Below are 15,836 nucleotides of genomic sequence, written 5' to 3'. Positions count from 1 at the left end.
ATCTAATACCATTAACCATGCCCTAACTCTCACAACTCAATTGACAGAGTACCTCATCTGGTTTAAGGTTAATGGTTTATGGCCAACTTAGCCATGAACCATTAACCAGGGATGCTTATTTTTTTAACATTCCTTAATAAAATAGAAATACTATCAGAAAATAAGATCAGACTTGGGACAAATCATGGCTAATATCAAATTTGTCAAGGAAGACCAAGAAGTCATTGCTGCCAATGGAGCGAACTTACGAGAGAAAATGCTGCAAAATCGCATAGATCTCTACACGTTTCGGGGCAAACTGGTGAACTGTGGCGGCTATGGTCAATGTGGTACCTGTATTGTGGAAATTGTGGCAGGGATAGAAAATTTATCCCCTAGAACTGAGGTGGAAAATCGGAAACTAAAGAAAAAGCCAGATACTTACCGATTAGCCTGTCAAGTCTTGGTGAATGGACCGGTGAGTGTTAAAACTAAACCAACCCTGAAGAGCAAATCCCCATCTGCTGCCATCTAACCATAGCAAGAGATTTTAAGGGCTAGCTGGCGAGAGATTGTCAGTTGAATTCCCACTCCTTGTATAGAAGCTTACATAGGGTTTATAACAGGGTTTATAACATTTATCAATTGGGTGAGGTGGTTTCTTCTTGGGTTTGTTCCCGTAGCGTAGCCCAAAGGGCAGGGAGTAGGGAGTAGGGACTAGGGAATAAAGCTAAGACAATGGAATGTATCTCACCAGGATTTTCAACCCGCTTATCTACCATGAGCCGGATTTCCTCTTGCCAGGCTTATATTTCAATCTTCTATTTCGATTCGCCGAAGGCGACGCTTCGCGAACAGCCGTGTTAATGGTATCCTATAGGGCGTGGGTTAAAAACGATTTAGAGGAACTAATAATCATGCAAGTTAACGATCTAGGGTTTGTTGCCAGCATTTTGTTTGTGCTGGTGCCTGCGGTTTTCCTGCTAATTCTTTATATCCAAACCGCGAGCCGTGAAGGCTCAGGAAACTAGTTAGCTTCATCCGCCAGAAGCCCCACTTCCGAATCGTTCGAGCCGCACGGCGACCTAGGAGCAAGATCGGCGTGGGATGAATGGCGGAGGCGGAACTTTGATACTTTGCTATCGTCTATAATCGTCTATAATGGAAGTAGTAGGGAAATAAATTAAGAGCTAACCGCCACCTACTAATTAAAAAAAAAGAACCTTTTGTATTGTTCCGGTGCGGAGGGGCATCCCGTGTCGTTAATAAAGCTTGCCGAACGCGCCCCGCGTGGCCTACGGCCTTGTATCCTAACCGTTGGGTGGAGTTGGCAAGAAGCCTACACTGAAATCGTTCCCGTAGCGTCTGGCACTGCCAGTAACAGTCAGTGTAGGAGTATGTCACCTAAAGGTCAGCGTGGGATTCTTACCAGGATGAAAGTCCAAGGGGGTTTTTGTCTAACGTTGTCTAACGTTGTCTAATTAATTTCAATTAAATAACGGTGAAGTTGACTTATCACGCCACTAAAGTAGGCGGGATAAGTCAGCTATTGTTACTCGATTTATGACTCTCCCTCCCACCACTAAAGTATGTGAAATCTCAAGTAGGTGGAAGTTTAAATAATTAGTCATTAACCCTTTGTCATTAAGCCTTGATCATGAACCCTTTTTAAGCAAGTTGTAACCAAAAAGAGGTTTACTAGCAATACTAATGACTAATGACTAATGACTAATGGCTAATGGCTAATGGCTAATAACTGACTGCTTCTTACTGCTTCAAGTAGTTGTGCGTGATAACAACACTGGGCAATTGGCTTTGACTCTGACGTAGTCTGATAAAGAATTCCCCAGTAATCGATCTAAATCTACTAAACTCTTGGCGATAGAAGGGCGACGGTCAGGAGAACCGAGAATCAGCAAGTCGATGTTCTTGTCCTCTGCTAACTCGCAGATTCCTGGTCCGGCCTTACCGCCACTTAGAACACAACGGTAAGAAACACCTAGCCTTTTGGCTTTTGCTGCTGCGTCTGCCAGAACTGGGTCTGCTTCTGCATTGCTCATCAGTTGGTCAGGTTTGGCTTCGGGGATGACACGAGCTAGATATAGTTGAGCATTCTTCATATCTCGCACTAGGGATAGAGCCAACTCGAAGGAATTTTGAGCAGCATCAGATTTATCCATTGCGACCATAACCCGTCTGATTTGTTTGACGTAGACATCGTCTTTGACCAACAACATTGGGCGGGAGGACAATTGGAAGACATATTGGCTAACGGAGTTTTCTAAAATCGCTTCTAGGCGAGTTAGTCCTCTCGAACCCATAATAATCAGGTCGGTTTCTTCTTCGTCTGCCACTTGGGTAACGATATTTTTAGGGTCTCCTTGTTTCAGTCTGGGAGTGATTTTGCTGGGGTCAACCTTTAACGACTTGACCGCATCTGCTAAAATTTTACCCCCCTCTTCTAACTTAGCTGACATGGCTTCTGCTGTGACTTGAGGAGGCACTACATGTAGGACTGTGACCGATGCCTGTTGTATGGCAGGAATTTCGGCCAACATGTTGAACATTTCTTCACACAGTCCCCGACCAGCTACAGATATTAAAATTTTTCTTATCATTGGGCAATTCTTGCTGGAGTTACTAAATTATGATTGGTTACTGACCATTGAGATGAAAAATTGAGTTGCAAAATTGACTTGCAAAATTGACTTGCAAAATCTAACAATTAACCCTTAAAAATTTTGGGTAAATTGTCTGGCACTTACTTAAAACTCAACTCAATGGTATTAAGCTGTGGTACATCTAATTGCCACAGCCCGAATCATGATTTTCTGTTAATTGTTAACCACCAAAAGTTAACGAACAGAAATCAAGTTTAGATATGCCAGTTCAATCCCCAGCAACCCGTGACATCAGATAGTTGTCCGGTAGGGGTTGGGGGTTTGACTTTACCTGGTATATACTGACCAGGATACTGATAATGAGGCTAGAAAATTTTGAAAATTTATTAACGGCGCTCAGAAGACAGCACTCCTTGATAAGTGAGGACTATCACGCCTAGCTTCAGTATTAGCTTCAGATCTATTAAGCTAGGTAAGTAGCTTGGAGACTCGAAAGTCTCAGAGGTGTTAGGGCAACAGGGTGTATAGCGCTTTGTCTTCGTGATACCTAACCCACCGGAACCATGGGGAAAAAGCGATACGCCGTCCGAAGCCCGGTGGGGAGTAGTAAACCTACTCTTCGTCTTCTTCTTCCTGTGTTGGATAAACAAAGCTAGAACGCCCACTCAGGACTGCTTTACCGAGAGAGAGGGCTTTTTGTGCTTCCAGATGCGCTTTGCGCTTCCAGTTAGCTTTACGTTTATCCCGTTTGGATTTTGAGGTTTTCTTCTTAGGAACAGCCATAAGTATAAATTATTTAATTTGTTAGACAGCTTTTCTATCTTATTTTATTGTCTTGTATCTCGGTCTTCTATCTCGTTGTCAGGTGATGATGACTCAGGAGCCTGGTTGTTGGCTGGCGGCTCAGGAGCCTGGTTGTTGGCTGGTGGTTCCTGAGGACTTGGGGAAGCTGGTTCCAGTGACTGTGGTTGACTTTGAGGGGAAAAATCAGGTTCCTCAACTCGCAGTAGGAACTGGGTATTGGGAAAATAAGTTGCCCAATACTTGGCATCCGGTCGTCTTTGCCAGGATGGACGGCTGACTTCTAACAACAAGACTGGGGCAATTTCTCCTTGATTTTGCCCTAGAATAGTAATCGCTACCTTTGTAGTCAAAATATCACTATCGAAGCTGCGTTGAGCTGCTGCTCTAGCAACTACTTCAGCACGGCGCATAAAGCCTTGGTAAGTTTCATCAGGCTCACGATTCAGGGTAACATTAATACGGGCTGTCTTGGCTTCGGCGCTTTGGGGAACAATGGCAACTGTCGTCAACCAACTAACCCCTACTAAGCCGGGTAACACCAATAGCCGGATTACTTTGGATAACATAGTCTTGTATCCTCTGATTAGGCTGAAAAAAGGTCAATTCTTATCATGAAGGAAAATCTTTACATCCACTAGATTGACAGAAAGTACTTCGAGAGCCTTGAAAGGTGGACTAGGTTCGATAGTGTTATAATTAATTAATTAATAAATAAAGCTAAGCCGTTAGGTTAAGCTAAACAGGGTTAAATTAGAATTTGCCTGTAAGGGGAAACTACAGCAATAGTAAGAAATTTAGGCATACCTAAAATTAGGTATAAAATTTACGAGTTTCAGCCGCTAGGGTATGGGGTAAATGGCAAATTACGCTGGTATAGCAATTGGCATCAACCACTATCAGTTCTTACAACCTCTAAACTATGGTCAAGCAGATGCTCAAAGACTACAAGGTTTTTTTGTAGAGCAAGCTCATCTGCAACCCAGTGAGTTTCTTTTATTAACTGATACTTCACCACCGATTGATGATGTTTTAACCTACCCCAACCGAGAAAATATTTTAAGATGTCTCGACAGGATTCGCCAGAGTCCAGCTTCCCGAGAAAGTTGGCGTTGGTTCTTGTTCAGTGGCTGCGGGGTCAGTTGGGATAACGTTGACTACCTCATGCCGATTGATGGCAACCCAGATGACATTCCAGGAACAGGTATACCAATAGAATGCCTGTTTTCCTCTCTCAAGACTATGGGGAGCAATAAAATCCTGGTATTGTTAGACATAAACCGATCACCGGGAATGCCATCTGGTGAACCGGTTGGTGCTGAAACAGTGGAATTAGCCTACCAAATGGGTATTTCCCTGATACTTTCTAGTCAACTCAACCAGTTTTCTCACGAAGCTTCGGCTCTAGGGAATGGCTTATTCACCTCAGCACTTCTAGAAGCACTGCGTTACTATCATACTGACATTACCCTTGAGAATCTTGAAGAGTATCTCAGGGAGCGCTTACCGGAGTTGAGCCAACACCATTGGCGACCAGTTCAGATTCCTCTTACGGTGATTCCTTTACAGGAGTATCGACAACAACACATTTGGCCTGAAGGGGCAAGCTCACCACCAGAAAATCAATGGGCTGACCCGATCACTGACTCAAAAGCTACTAAGGTCGTTTTTTCGGAAGATGGCAATAATCTTGAGGTGCCACCCAAGGCGGGGTTCCCCGGCCTTGGAGGCGCGCACCTTGAGAGTGAATTTACAAAAAAACCTTTATCGGTGGTAACGCAAAACCCGAATAGTTATTCACCCACTAACACTGACAGCTCAAACCAAACCTTATCTGACTCAGTAGCTTTAGTTTCTTATTCAGACAGTCAGCCTCAAACTGATACAGAAGAGTTATCCTCATGGCGAGAATGGTTGTTTTGGGGTAGTGGTATAGCTTTGTTGTTAGGACTAGTGAGCTTAACTGTTGTCCGTAACCAGGAAGGCTTGATTACTCAGCAGGTTATCAAAAACACAGAGACTACCAGATTAACTACCACAGTACCAGAGACTAATCAGGTCAGGAATTCCCCAGTAACATTGCCTACAGCGTCAAAATCCCAGGCAACTCCAGCTCCCTTGCCAAATTCTAAGAGTAAACCCCTGGAAACTAAACCACAGAAATCCCTGGAACCGAGTCTGATCAAGGCGAATCAAGCAGCTTTGGACCAGGCAAGACAATTAGTTGAACCGAAACAGGCATCTGTGTATAGCGATGCGATCGCAATTGCCCGTCAGGTAAAACCTGGGGATCCTCTTTATGAGCAGACACAAAAATATATCACTCGTTGGAGTCAGTCAATTTTGGCTCTAGCCACGAAACGGGCAAAAAAAAGTGATTTTGAAGGAGCGATCGCAGCTGCCCAGCTAGTTCCTGAAGATAACCCTTCTGTTTATGCTTTGGCTAACGATGCCATTAAACAGTGGCAGATTCTCGCCCAACAGAAGTCTCAGAATCAACAGACTATCCAAACAGCCATCAAACAAGTCCAACGTAATCAAGCGTCTAGTTATAATCGTGCGATCGCAACCCTGCGTAAGATTCCACCGGGTCAACCGAAGTATGCCACAGCACAAGCGTTAATTGCTCAAGCTAGCGATAAGATTTATGGTATTGCTAAGTCCCGTGCCTCGCGAGGCAAGTTTCTCTCCGCAATTAACACAGCAAAATTAGTCCCAAAAGATACCCCTTACTATGGGGCTGCCCAAGAAGCGATCGCTAGATGGCAGCAAGGTAGACCTTGATAGTCATTTGGGTTGAAGGTTTAAGGTTGGTTGAAGGTTTAAGGTTGGTTGAAGGTTACAGGTTGAAGGTTACAGGTTGAAGGTTACAGGTTGAAGGTTACAGGTTGAAGGTTACAGGTTGAAGGTTACAGGTTGAAGGTTACAGGTTGAAGGTTACAGGTTGAAGGTTACAGGTTGAACGCGCACGGGTGGCCGAAAGGCCAAGGTTGTTCGCCTTTGGCGTTCCCGTAGGGTAGGTTGAAGGTTACAGCTTGCCAGTTATAGGTTGCAAATTATACATCCGGCTTTGAGTTGTTAAGGCTCTAATGTTCAACCTACCCTACACCGGACCCCTAGGGCGAACAACCTAATAACCTTCAACCAACTAACCTTCAACCTAATAACCTTCAACCAACTAACCTTCAACCAACTAACCTTCAACCTTGGCCTATTGGCCACGCTACGCGAACAACCTTCAACCTTCAACCTTCAACCTTGGCCTATTGGCCACGCTACGCGAACAACCTTCAACCAACTAACCTTATAACTGTCAAAGGTTACTCTATGGTATAATCTCAAATAACTAAGCCAGAGCGGAGGGCACGGACAGCTGCTTGGGTACGGTCATCCGCACAGAGTTTATTCAAGATATTTCGGACATGAGTTTTGACAGTTCCCACAGTGATATATAACCTTTCTGCAATCACAGCATTGCTGCAACCTTCTACAATCAACTGCAAAACCTCTAATTCCCTTTCCGTTAAAGGATAAGCTTCAATCATTTGATTGTATTCATTGGGAGCAGCATGGATAGCGATCGTTTCACTAGCGTCAGCAGGCTGAGTATGTTTACTTGGTTTGATCTGCTCAAGTACAATCCTGGCAATGGCTGGATCAATCCAAGCATTACCTTCATAGGTCACTTTCAGAGCTTCTACCAATTGATCAAAAGTTATATTTTTCATGCAGTAAGAGTCAGCTCCAGCAGCGAAAGCTGCTAGTACAGCTTCTTGATCATCCTGCAAGGTCAGTACCATAATCTTGGTGGGGAAATCATCCTGTTTAGAATCATCCTGTTTAGCTTGAAACTCTTTGAATTGTCTAGTTAATTCAGTTCCATCCATGTCAGGAAGACCAATATCGACAATTCCGATATCTGGTCTAGATTCCGCGAGTAACTTTAGTCCTTCAGTAGCATTGGCTGCTTCGCCCACCAATTCAATTTCACCGTTTTGTTGGAGGGCTGTTCGCAGACCCATCCGAGTCAGATCATGGTCTTCAATGAGAGCCACACGAATTTTACCCATCATTAACGTCTAGGGGGGTGAGATTTATAGTTTATTGATTTTTAGAGTAACTTTGTAAAGTTTTGGTAAAAATCCTCATTATCTCCACCTATTGGTAGTTGTAGATATTTATGAGTTTGGGATAGAGTTTCCAAAAGAGCATCTCTTGGCAACGATCACTTAAAGTTAGCTGGAATGAAAGCATTTGTCAAAAACTATTACGGTATCAGATATAAAGTTCTTGAGAAGTTACAGGAGGTGCGACCCGTGGCGAATTTAATTCGCCAAGTAAGAGCGCACCTATGGGTAGTTACTTATTATAATCTTTACACTTTATGAGTATAAGGGGTTAGTGGTGCCAAAACCACTTGTCATAGGGGTTGGCACGATTTCCCATTCCAACGGTTAGAGGAAATTCTCAACAGGTGCGCGCCCGTTCGCGCCCCGGGTCGGCTTTGCCGAAAGGCGCACCGACCCGGGAATTTGATTCTTAATGCAGAAGCGGTGCGACAAGGCGCGAGGTTTCCTCGCCAAGGGAACGCGCACCAAGAGAAGCGCACAAACAGCTGAAAGCGCACCTATCACGTAGCGTAGCCATTTGCTTAGCATGGCCCACAGGCGGATCAAATGCGCTTATTAAGTAACGCGCGGTAGCCTCACCAGCAGAAAATGACTAATTCCCATAAATCCTACTCTTTATGGTCATCTGCAGAGCATCCTACGAACCGTGATCCAACAGCAGGATAGAATAGGCGGTAAAACCCCATAAAAAATCTATCTCAGGGAGTTTGTTTCTCAGGAAATACCATTGGAAAATTAGCATTGATTCATTGCAATCGGATTGCTTCATCCCCTAGGTCAGTGAAATTACTAATCAAGGCAGTTTTTAGACAAGTATACTCATGGGTAGTCGATTATCATCGACTAGTCAGATGTTCTGGTGATACTAAACAACCTTGGGATTTCCTCTACCTAGTCAGATCAGTATTTTTACTGAAGCCCTCTGACTAGTACGGAGGTAAGGTAGAAGCCTACAATTTAAAGCGACGTGGAGACATTGTCAAGTCCTAATGGTTGACTAAATTTGGGGAATACCTAAACTGAATCAATATAGTCGGCTAAATATAATTAATTAGCATCTTCAGGTGTCGGTTGTCAGTCAAGAACTGTTACTACCAACTATCCACTAATCATTAGCCAATAATCAATCACAACAGCTCAACCGCTAAATCATGGACGAGATTATCAGACTACTTATCGTAGAGGATGATCAAGTTAACTGCAAAGCCATCATTAAAGCTCTTAACAGAGGGGGTATACCCGTAAAAATAGCTGTTGCAGTTGACAGCAAAAGCGCCTTGTCGATCATCGCATCACGCTGCGCCAACTCTACCCTTACCCAACCGAGTTTGGACTGCATTCTATTGGACTATAACTTACCGGATGGCGACGGATTGACTCTGGTTCAACAAATCCGTGATGCTGGCATTGAAGTGCCTGTGATTGTTTTGAGTAACCAGGGGAACGAGCAAATTAACGAGCAAATTGCGGTTGAGCTGATCAAATCTGGAGCATCGGACTATCTGACCAAAAGCCAAATCTCACCCGAAAAGCTTTTACGTAGTATCTCTAATGCGGTTCGCCTCTACCGCGCAGAACGGGAAGCGCTCATAGCTCATCAGCGGCTCAAAGAAAGCGAAGAACGCTACCGCTTGGTGCTAGAAGGTTCCAATGACGGGATCTGGGACTGGAACCTGATCACTAAACAACTGTATTGTAATGACCGCTTCTATGAAATTACTGGCTTGTCGGCTGAACAGATAGGGAAGTACCACCATAACTTTTCTCCTGATCTGTTATTTAAGTTACTAAATTCCTCAGATCTACTCAAAGTTACTAAGGCGGTAGCTAGTTACCAACAAGATTATCTTGAACTGGATGTAGAATTTCACCTACCCTTTGCTTTTGGAGAAGATCGCTACTGTACTGCTCGTGGCAAAGCCCAGTTGAATGATCAAGGAGTACCATTCCGGATGTCTGGTGTAATTACTGATATTACTCAGCAGAAGCGAGCAGAACAATCCCAGCGATTTCTGGCGGAGGCTTCTGCTGTACTTTCAGCTTCCCTCGATTACCAGACTACATTGGACAATCTAGTGCAGCTGGTAATCCCTCGCTTTGCTGATTGGTGTGCCATTGATGTAGTATCGCCAATTGATAGCTATGATACTCCCGAGTCTTACCAGCGTCTTGCGGTTGCCCATGTTAACCCAGAGCAAGAGGAGTTGATTTGGAAACTGCACCGTTGCTACCCTCCCCAGGGGGATGAAGAGTATGGCAATGGCAAGGTTTTACGTACAGGTTGTACGGATGCCTATTTTGAGGTTTCTGATCAATTCCTAAGTGCTGCTGCTGAGGATCCTGACCATCTCAGGATGTTACAGGCATTGAAAATTAAGTCTTACATTTGTGTACCTTTACGAATGGGTTCACAAATCTTGGGCTCAATTTGGTTTGTCAGGAGTGACTCAGGTCGCCGCTACAATGAGCTCGATGTCAAGTTGGCTGAGGATTTAGCTAGTCGCGCTGCCCTAGCCACTGAAAATTCGCGGTTATACCGAGAGGCAAACCAGGCGAGTGATGATCTCAGGCAGGTAATTACGATTCTCAATGAACAGCAACAGCAATTGAGAACCCTACACCAGTTGACTAATCTCCTCAATCAACGGCTGACTAACCTTCCAAATCTGTTGCAAGAGATCGTATCGGAGGTAGTTAAAGCGATTGCTGGGGTTGAATTTTGTTTCATCATTCTCAATAATTCTCTCGGTAACCCTGAAGTCTTAAGGGTTACCGAGGGAATTCATACACAAAAGTTCCACTGGGAAGACATCTTGCCCCTTGAGCAAGGGTTACTATCTCAAGTCTTTTTAACTGGCAAATCTCAGTTAATTCATCGCAAGGGTTGGGATTCGCGGCATCCAGAAGAGGAAGTACCTACAGCTATTTACGCTGTGGCGATTGAGTCTGTGCAAGCAGGACGCTTGGGAGTACTAGCTATTGGCAATTGGGAAGACCCAGAGGCATTAGACCAATCAGGTCGGAATCTGCTAGGAGCAGTGGGTGAACAAGCTGCGATCGCAATTGATAATGCTCGCATGATTAATGAACAAGCCGCGATCGCCATTGATAATGCTCGTATGATTGAAGCCTTAGAGGAGCAAGAAGCACGTTTAGAGTTTCAGAACACTATGCTGGCTCGCCAGAATCGGGAACTCGAAAGGAGAGATGCATCCCTCAAGCTACAGAACCTGCAATTGTTGGAAGCAGCACGATTGAAATCCCAGTTTGTTTCTACGATATCCCATGAGTTACGGACTCCCATGAATGCCATTATTGGCTTTTCTCAGCTGCTATTGCGTCAGCGTCAGGGATCCTTGACCCACCAACAAGCAGATATAATCGAGCGCATTGTGAATAATGCTCAACATCTACTGACTCTAATCAAGGATATGATTGACCTGTCCAAAATTGAGGCAGTTTGTCTGGAGTTAACCTTGGAAAGTTTGCATTTGGACAGGTTGATCAAAGAAACCATCAATGAATTCCGTTGCCTAGCCGATCAGAAGGATTTAGGGTTATATATCCAAACCAATTTACAAAATCCCATGGTAATCAATGATAGCCTCCGCCTGCGGCAGATTTTGGCCAATCTGGTTTCCAATGCCATTAAGTTTACCGAAATTGGCAGGATAGAGGTGGTAGTCAAGGAAATTTCCACCGACTGGCTGATTCTCACTGTTAGGGATACAGGAATTGGAATTGCCCAGGATAACTTAGAGCATATTTTTGAGGAGTTCCAACAAATTGATCAAACCACAACTCGCAAATACTCGGGTACCGGCTTAGGACTGGCAATTACAGAATCTTTAGTCAAGTTGATGCAAGGAACGATTACGGTAGAGAGTAAGGTGGGTAAGGGGTCTACCTTCCATGTCAAGTTTCCTCGACGAGTAAAAGCTTCTACTCCCGATTGTCTTGATTGCGATCTACCAAAATCTAAAACCCTAGCTTGTTCGTTTTTGCCCCAGACTCTTAAAGGATTTCGTGCTGGAAGGGTAATTTATTAGCTTTCAGGAAAATCATCAGCGACTCAACCAAGCGATCGCTTCTCGAATCCAATCTTCCGCATTCTTACTTTTAGCTACCTGAGCATCCTCACTAATAGCATGGAGTGCTTGAGCGATTTCATCATTTTCATATCCCAAAGCTAACAGGGTCATCTCCACATCTTCCTGAATCCCTGGTGAGAGTCCATTAGCAGATAGTGGGGACTCTACCTCCGATACCTTATGCCATTGAGCCAACTTCGTTTTCAGTTCTAGAGCAATGCGTTCAGCGGTTTTGCTACCCACACCAGGGGTTTTAGATAAGGCACGAATATTACCTGTGACAATCGCTTGGACTAAATTAGGCAATCCCAAGGTGTCTAGTAGTGCGATCGCTAATTGAGCACCAATACCGTTGACACTAACTAACTGACGAAACAAATCCCGCTCAGCGGCTGAAGCAAAACCGTATAGCACCTGTTGCTCCTCCCGGATTTGCAAATGGGTGAAGATTTGCACGGTTTTTTCCGATAAAGCTACGGGCAACTCCTGGGACAAACGGCGAGTGATTTGTATTTCATACCCAATGTAGTTGACATCTAGAATCAGAGTGACGCGATTACCAGTGCTTTTTTGAATGCTAGCTACTGTCCCCTTGAGATAGCTGATCATTAGTTGAAGGTTTAAGGTTCGTTTAAGGTTGAATGTTTAAGGTTGAATGTTAGTTTAACCTTGGTTTAAGGTTGTTCGCCTTTGGTGTTCGGTGTAGGATAGGTTGAACGCGCACCCGTGGCCAAAAGGCCAAGGTTTGTTGGTTGAACGCGCACGCGTAGCCAAAAGGCCACGCTTGGTTTAAGGTTGTACTCCACCACGAAAATACTGAAGGATAGTTGAGAGCATAACCTGCAACCTACCAACCTGCAACTTGTAACTCGATTAACCTGCAACTTGTAACTCGATTAACCTGCAACTTGTAACTATTAACTATTTCTTATTTATTGGCGATCATTACTAATAACTCAAAAAGCTAACTCAAAAAGCTAAAATAATTCAAACCTTCGATTATACCACCTGCACAGTTAGCTTTAGCCAGGTAATGGTAATCTGCTGAGTTGTTTTCGTACCACTGGCGAAGTTCTGGTCGGGCGTTACCCACTATAATTCCTCGGGAAAAGCCAACGCTAAATAAGGCAATGTCATTTCCTGAATCGCCACAAACCACTGTCCGTTCCGAATCAATTCCCCACTGTTGCCGTAAAAACTCTACTGCTAGACCTTTATCACTATTGCTGGGTAGAATGTCTAAGTCTTTCCCACCACTATAGATCAACTTGAAATTAACACCCCTTCCTTGAAGCTGAGATTCCAGTTGAGGTAGCACCTTCAAAGCTGCTTCTTCCGTCAGGTGATAGCTGACTTTAAAGGGGCGTTGTTCTGATTCTACTTGGGGAATTAAGTCAGGATACTGGGCAGCGGTTTCCACAATCATGTCCCGATCCCAGCCTTCAGATAACTTGGACGACCAGTCTGGATTGGGCGTATCTTGGCCATCATTATCATAAATTTCTGTACCCACAGAGGTGATCAGAGCATCTGGATCAAGAAGTGGCTTCTCGGCTTTCAGCTCGTGGTAGGAACTATGGGATCGCCCTGTAGCATAAACGATTCTTGTACCATGTTCTTGGCGATGCTGACTTAGTAGAGGGTTCAGTTTAAGCAGAGCCTGATCATCCCCTACTAAAGTATTGTCAAGGTCAGTTACAAACAGAAATTTAGTCACGAGATGCTAAGAGGTGCGGGTATTGCCTTATTGTCCTACATAGTTGGGTTAAAAATCATAGTTGGGTTAAAAATGCGCTTTGGTTAATCGCGTTTTGGCTACAATTGAAATAGCTATATCCCCTGGTACTAAGCGCAATCCCTATGACCTAGACAGTTATGGCTAATCTCAACCAACGCCGCGCTCAAAATATCACTGGTGACTTTTACGTGGATAGCAGCTGTATTGATTGTGATGCCTGCCGTTGGATGACTGCGGAAGTGTTTCATCGTGCTGATCAGCAGTCTGCGGTTTATCATCAACCTGCTAATCAGACAGAACGATTGAGAGCTCTTCAAGCCCTATTATCTTGTCCTACCTCTTCTATTGGTACTGTTGAGAAACCTATAGAGATTAAAGACGCTCAGCAGAGTTTCCCGATACCAGTGGCAGACAAAGTCTACCATTGCGGCTACCATTCAGAAAACTCCTGCGGTGCGGCTAGCTACCTGATCAAACGCCCCCAAGGCAATATTTTAATCGATTCTCCCCGCTTTACACCACCACTGGTCAAACGTCTAGAGGCAATGGGTGGGATTCGTTACATTTACCTGACCCATCGCGATGATGTGGCAGATCATCACAAATACAGACAGCATTTCCAGTGCGAACGCATTTTGCATAGAGATGACATTACCACTGATACCCGTGATGTGGAAATTCAGCTCACTGGTTCTGAGCCTTATCCCTTAGACAAAGACCTGTTGATTATCCCAGTTCCTGGTCACACCAAAGGTCACACTGTTCTACTGTACAACAACAAATTTCTCTTCACCGGTGACCATCTTGCTTGGTCTGATCAACTTCAGCAACTGATTGCCTTTCGTCGCCACTGCTGGTACTCCTGGGAGGAATTAATCAAGTCAATGGAGACGTTAACCAACTACTCCTTCGAGTGGGTATTACCAGGACATGGACGCCGGTATCATACTGATCTTCAGACTATGCAAGATCAGCTGAACCAGTGTCTTGTCTGGATGAAGCATCAAGGATGAAGCATCAAGAATGAAATTAAGTCACCACCTAAAATCTTCCCCCTGATCTCCTTGATGCCCCTACTTTGGGAAAACATACCCAAGTCTTGGGTTGATCCCTGATTACCATCACATTTCAGCCATCCAATCAATCACTCTAGCTCAACACTTTTGCCAAAAGGTTTTTGATCTCGTCCCCACCTTGGTTTTGAACGAAAGACAGGACAATCGGTAGAAATTTGGAAATCATACCACTATCCATTTTTAGTTGAGAAAAACCTCCTACGAGGCTAGCTAGAGTGCCTAATTGTCCAACCTCACCACCCATTGATGCTGCTAATCCTCCCAAGGCTCCCATCATGCCACCACTTTTTGGTGCTGCTTGGAGCAAATCATTTATCCCTGGAATATATTGCGCTACTTCGGCAAAACTATCATCTCCCAGCTTGTCCTTTGCCAGTTGGAAAATAAGTCCAGCTCCGCCTTGGGCTTGATTTTCTTGCACTCCCAGGTTTTCAGTTAACAGTTGAATAAGTTCCATAGATGCTCTCTTATTGGATTGCGATATCGTTGCCGCCTTAATTTAACATCCGATAGCAAAAATAATCATTTATTTACATTTTTTTAACATAGTTATCTATTACTATTTATAGTTTATAGTTTTTAACACAACCCATAAAATTTATACACAACTAGTGACTTAGAGCAGTAAGTTCCTTTTTGGGCTATAAGCTAGGTGAATTTAAGGGTTAAGGAAATTAACAAAAAATTAATCATTAATCTATAACAATCCGATTCGATTCGTAAACAGTAACAGCTTTTAATCAGGATTGCTGGAGCTATCGGAGTCAGGGCGATTTTCAAGAAAAAATTGCTAAATTACATTTACTAGATTACATTTGATTACAGGAAACCGCTCGAATCTTAGCTAAATTACTAAAAAATATAAAGTATTGATAATATAAATAAAATATCGCCCTTAAGCTGAATAATTGTTTTCCAAGTTACGTAAAATAAAATCCAGATAAAAGACTTTGACCTATCTGGAGGTTTCTATGGTCAGCTACGCATCACCAATGGGAATGGGAGTTAAGTTAACAGCTAACCCAGGGGATAGAATTGCCACTGAACCCCAAACTATTGAGGAAAAAGCGAAGCAGGTTGCTGTCGATACGATTGATATTACAGGGGATCACATCAAAGTTCCCACTTACTTCGTAGTGAAATACCCTGATGGTGACACCAAGGCACTACACCATGTCAAGGATGCTGAAGCAATTTCCGATGTGATTCGGCAGATGCAACTGCAGCAAGAAGAATGGTCTCAAGGATCACAGGAAGTTAAACATTGGTTGAACCTACCTGGTATGGTTCTGATATTGGCTGGTTTCTTAATGACTTCCATTGTTCTAGTCGGTATTTTCTAACTGCACTAATCCTGCACGAGTAATGATGGATAATGAGTGATGAATGATGAACCTTAG

General features: G+C 43.8%; 14 protein-coding genes. 6 read left to right on the top strand and 8 right to left on the bottom strand.

Annotation, left to right across the window (positions count from 1 at the left end; genetic code table 11):
* The first annotated feature begins 184 nt into the window (after positions 1–184).
* Positions 185–514, top strand: coding sequence for a 2Fe-2S iron-sulfur cluster-binding protein (locus BJP37_RS14475; protein WP_008191595.1), 330 nt, complete (start codon positions 185–187; stop codon positions 512–514).
* A gap of 106 nt (positions 515–620) precedes the next feature.
* On the opposite strand, the gene BJP37_RS39220 is transcribed toward BJP37_RS14475, so the two are convergent.
* Positions 621–761, bottom strand: a complete 141-nt coding sequence (locus tag BJP37_RS39220) for a hypothetical protein (protein ID WP_158069586.1) — start codon at positions 759–761, stop codon at positions 621–623.
* Positions 762–896: 135 nt separating this feature from the next.
* Between BJP37_RS39220 and psbM the strand changes: the two genes are divergently transcribed.
* Entirely contained in the window at positions 897–1,010 is a 114-nt protein-coding gene (gene psbM, locus BJP37_RS14470; protein ID WP_044495836.1) for a photosystem II reaction center protein PsbM, read from the top strand.
* A 744-nt stretch (positions 1,011–1,754) separates the two neighbouring features.
* Here psbM and BJP37_RS14465 read toward each other — a convergent pair.
* The 3 genes from BJP37_RS14465 to BJP37_RS14455 form a co-directional block, all read right to left on the bottom strand.
* Entirely contained in the window at positions 1,755–2,597 is an 843-nt protein-coding gene (locus BJP37_RS14465; protein WP_075899757.1) for a universal stress protein, read from the bottom strand.
* A 615-nt stretch (positions 2,598–3,212) separates the two neighbouring features.
* A complete protein-coding gene (gene rpmF, locus BJP37_RS14460; protein WP_075899755.1) occupies positions 3,213–3,383 on the bottom strand; it encodes a 50S ribosomal protein L32 in 171 nt (56 codons plus the stop codon).
* A 44-nt stretch (positions 3,384–3,427) separates the two neighbouring features.
* The gene (locus BJP37_RS14455; protein ID WP_075899753.1) at positions 3,428–3,970 is read right to left on the bottom strand and encodes a hypothetical protein; all 543 of its coding nucleotides are present in this window, start codon (positions 3,968–3,970) and stop codon (positions 3,428–3,430) included.
* A gap of 289 nt (positions 3,971–4,259) precedes the next feature.
* On the opposite strand from BJP37_RS14455, the gene BJP37_RS14450 reads away from it, so the two are divergent.
* Positions 4,260–6,185 (top strand): caspase family protein, encoded by a 1,926-nt coding sequence (locus BJP37_RS14450; RefSeq protein WP_075899751.1) that lies wholly within the window; start codon positions 4,260–4,262, stop codon positions 6,183–6,185.
* Between the two features lie 554 nt (positions 6,186–6,739).
* Here BJP37_RS14450 and BJP37_RS14445 read toward each other — a convergent pair.
* On the bottom strand, positions 6,740–7,471 hold the full coding sequence (locus tag BJP37_RS14445; protein WP_075899749.1) for a response regulator transcription factor: 732 nt from the start codon (positions 7,469–7,471) through the stop codon (positions 6,740–6,742).
* Positions 7,472–8,682: 1,211 nt separating this feature from the next.
* Between BJP37_RS14445 and BJP37_RS14440 the strand changes: the two genes are divergently transcribed.
* A complete protein-coding gene (locus BJP37_RS14440) occupies positions 8,683–11,580 on the top strand; it encodes a hybrid sensor histidine kinase/response regulator (protein WP_075899747.1) in 2,898 nt (965 codons plus the stop codon).
* A gap of 15 nt (positions 11,581–11,595) precedes the next feature.
* Here the strand turns inward: BJP37_RS14440 and ruvA are convergent, their stop codons facing one another.
* Both ruvA and BJP37_RS14430 read right to left on the bottom strand, forming a co-directional pair.
* Positions 11,596–12,231 carry a Holliday junction branch migration protein RuvA gene (gene ruvA / locus BJP37_RS14435; RefSeq protein WP_075899745.1) on the bottom strand — a complete coding sequence of 212 codons (636 nt, stop codon included), beginning with the start codon at positions 12,229–12,231 and terminating at the stop codon, positions 11,596–11,598.
* A gap of 355 nt (positions 12,232–12,586) precedes the next feature.
* Positions 12,587–13,339, bottom strand: a complete 753-nt coding sequence (locus BJP37_RS14430; RefSeq protein ID WP_075899743.1) for a sucrose-phosphate phosphatase — start codon at positions 13,337–13,339, stop codon at positions 12,587–12,589.
* Positions 13,340–13,497: 158 nt separating this feature from the next.
* Between BJP37_RS14430 and BJP37_RS14425 the strand changes: the two genes are divergently transcribed.
* The gene (locus BJP37_RS14425) at positions 13,498–14,373 is read left to right on the top strand and encodes an MBL fold metallo-hydrolase (protein WP_075899741.1); all 876 of its coding nucleotides are present in this window, start codon (positions 13,498–13,500) and stop codon (positions 14,371–14,373) included.
* 136 nt (positions 14,374–14,509) lie between these two features.
* Here BJP37_RS14425 and BJP37_RS14420 read toward each other — a convergent pair whose 3' ends face one another.
* Positions 14,510–14,920 (bottom strand): DUF2780 domain-containing protein, encoded by a 411-nt coding sequence (locus BJP37_RS14420; RefSeq protein ID WP_269087122.1) that lies wholly within the window; start codon positions 14,918–14,920, stop codon positions 14,510–14,512.
* Positions 14,921–15,386: 466 nt separating this feature from the next.
* Between BJP37_RS14420 and BJP37_RS44580 the strand changes: the two genes are divergently transcribed.
* Complete coding sequence (locus BJP37_RS44580; RefSeq protein WP_366510739.1) at positions 15,387–15,779, top strand: hypothetical protein; 393 nt, start codon at positions 15,387–15,389, stop codon at positions 15,777–15,779.
* The last annotated feature ends 57 nt before the right edge of the window (positions 15,780–15,836 follow it).

The organism is Moorena bouillonii PNG, assembly GCF_001942495.1.
GTDB classification, from domain to species: Bacteria; Cyanobacteriota; Cyanobacteriia; order Cyanobacteriales; family Coleofasciculaceae; genus Moorena; species Moorena bouillonii.
The sequence above is the reverse complement of the archived record's forward strand: the minus strand, read 5'-3'. Positions and strand labels throughout refer to the sequence as shown.

What these genes read in the sequence shown, in the direction of transcription:
- BJP37_RS14475 (WP_008191595.1), top strand. Translation starts at nt 185, where the DNA reads ATGGCTAATATCAAATTTGTCAAGGAAGACCAAGAAGTCATTGCTGCC.
- BJP37_RS39220 (WP_158069586.1), bottom strand. Translation starts at nt 761, where the DNA reads ATGGTAGATAAGCGGGTTGAAAATCCTGGTGAGATACATTCCATTGTC.
- psbM (WP_044495836.1), top strand. Translation starts at nt 897, where the DNA reads ATGCAAGTTAACGATCTAGGGTTTGTTGCCAGCATTTTGTTTGTGCTG.
- BJP37_RS14465 (WP_075899757.1), bottom strand. Translation starts at nt 2,597, where the DNA reads ATGATAAGAAAAATTTTAATATCTGTAGCTGGTCGGGGACTGTGTGAA.
- rpmF (WP_075899755.1), bottom strand. Translation starts at nt 3,383, where the DNA reads ATGGCTGTTCCTAAGAAGAAAACCTCAAAATCCAAACGGGATAAACGT.
- BJP37_RS14455 (WP_075899753.1), bottom strand. Translation starts at nt 3,970, where the DNA reads ATGTTATCCAAAGTAATCCGGCTATTGGTGTTACCCGGCTTAGTAGGG.
- BJP37_RS14450 (WP_075899751.1), top strand. Translation starts at nt 4,260, where the DNA reads ATGGCAAATTACGCTGGTATAGCAATTGGCATCAACCACTATCAGTTC.
- BJP37_RS14445 (WP_075899749.1), bottom strand. Translation starts at nt 7,471, where the DNA reads ATGGGTAAAATTCGTGTGGCTCTCATTGAAGACCATGATCTGACTCGG.
- BJP37_RS14440 (WP_075899747.1), top strand. Translation starts at nt 8,683, where the DNA reads ATGGACGAGATTATCAGACTACTTATCGTAGAGGATGATCAAGTTAAC.
- ruvA (WP_075899745.1), bottom strand. Translation starts at nt 12,231, where the DNA reads ATGATCAGCTATCTCAAGGGGACAGTAGCTAGCATTCAAAAAAGCACT.
- BJP37_RS14425 (WP_075899741.1), top strand. Translation starts at nt 13,498, where the DNA reads ATGGCTAATCTCAACCAACGCCGCGCTCAAAATATCACTGGTGACTTT.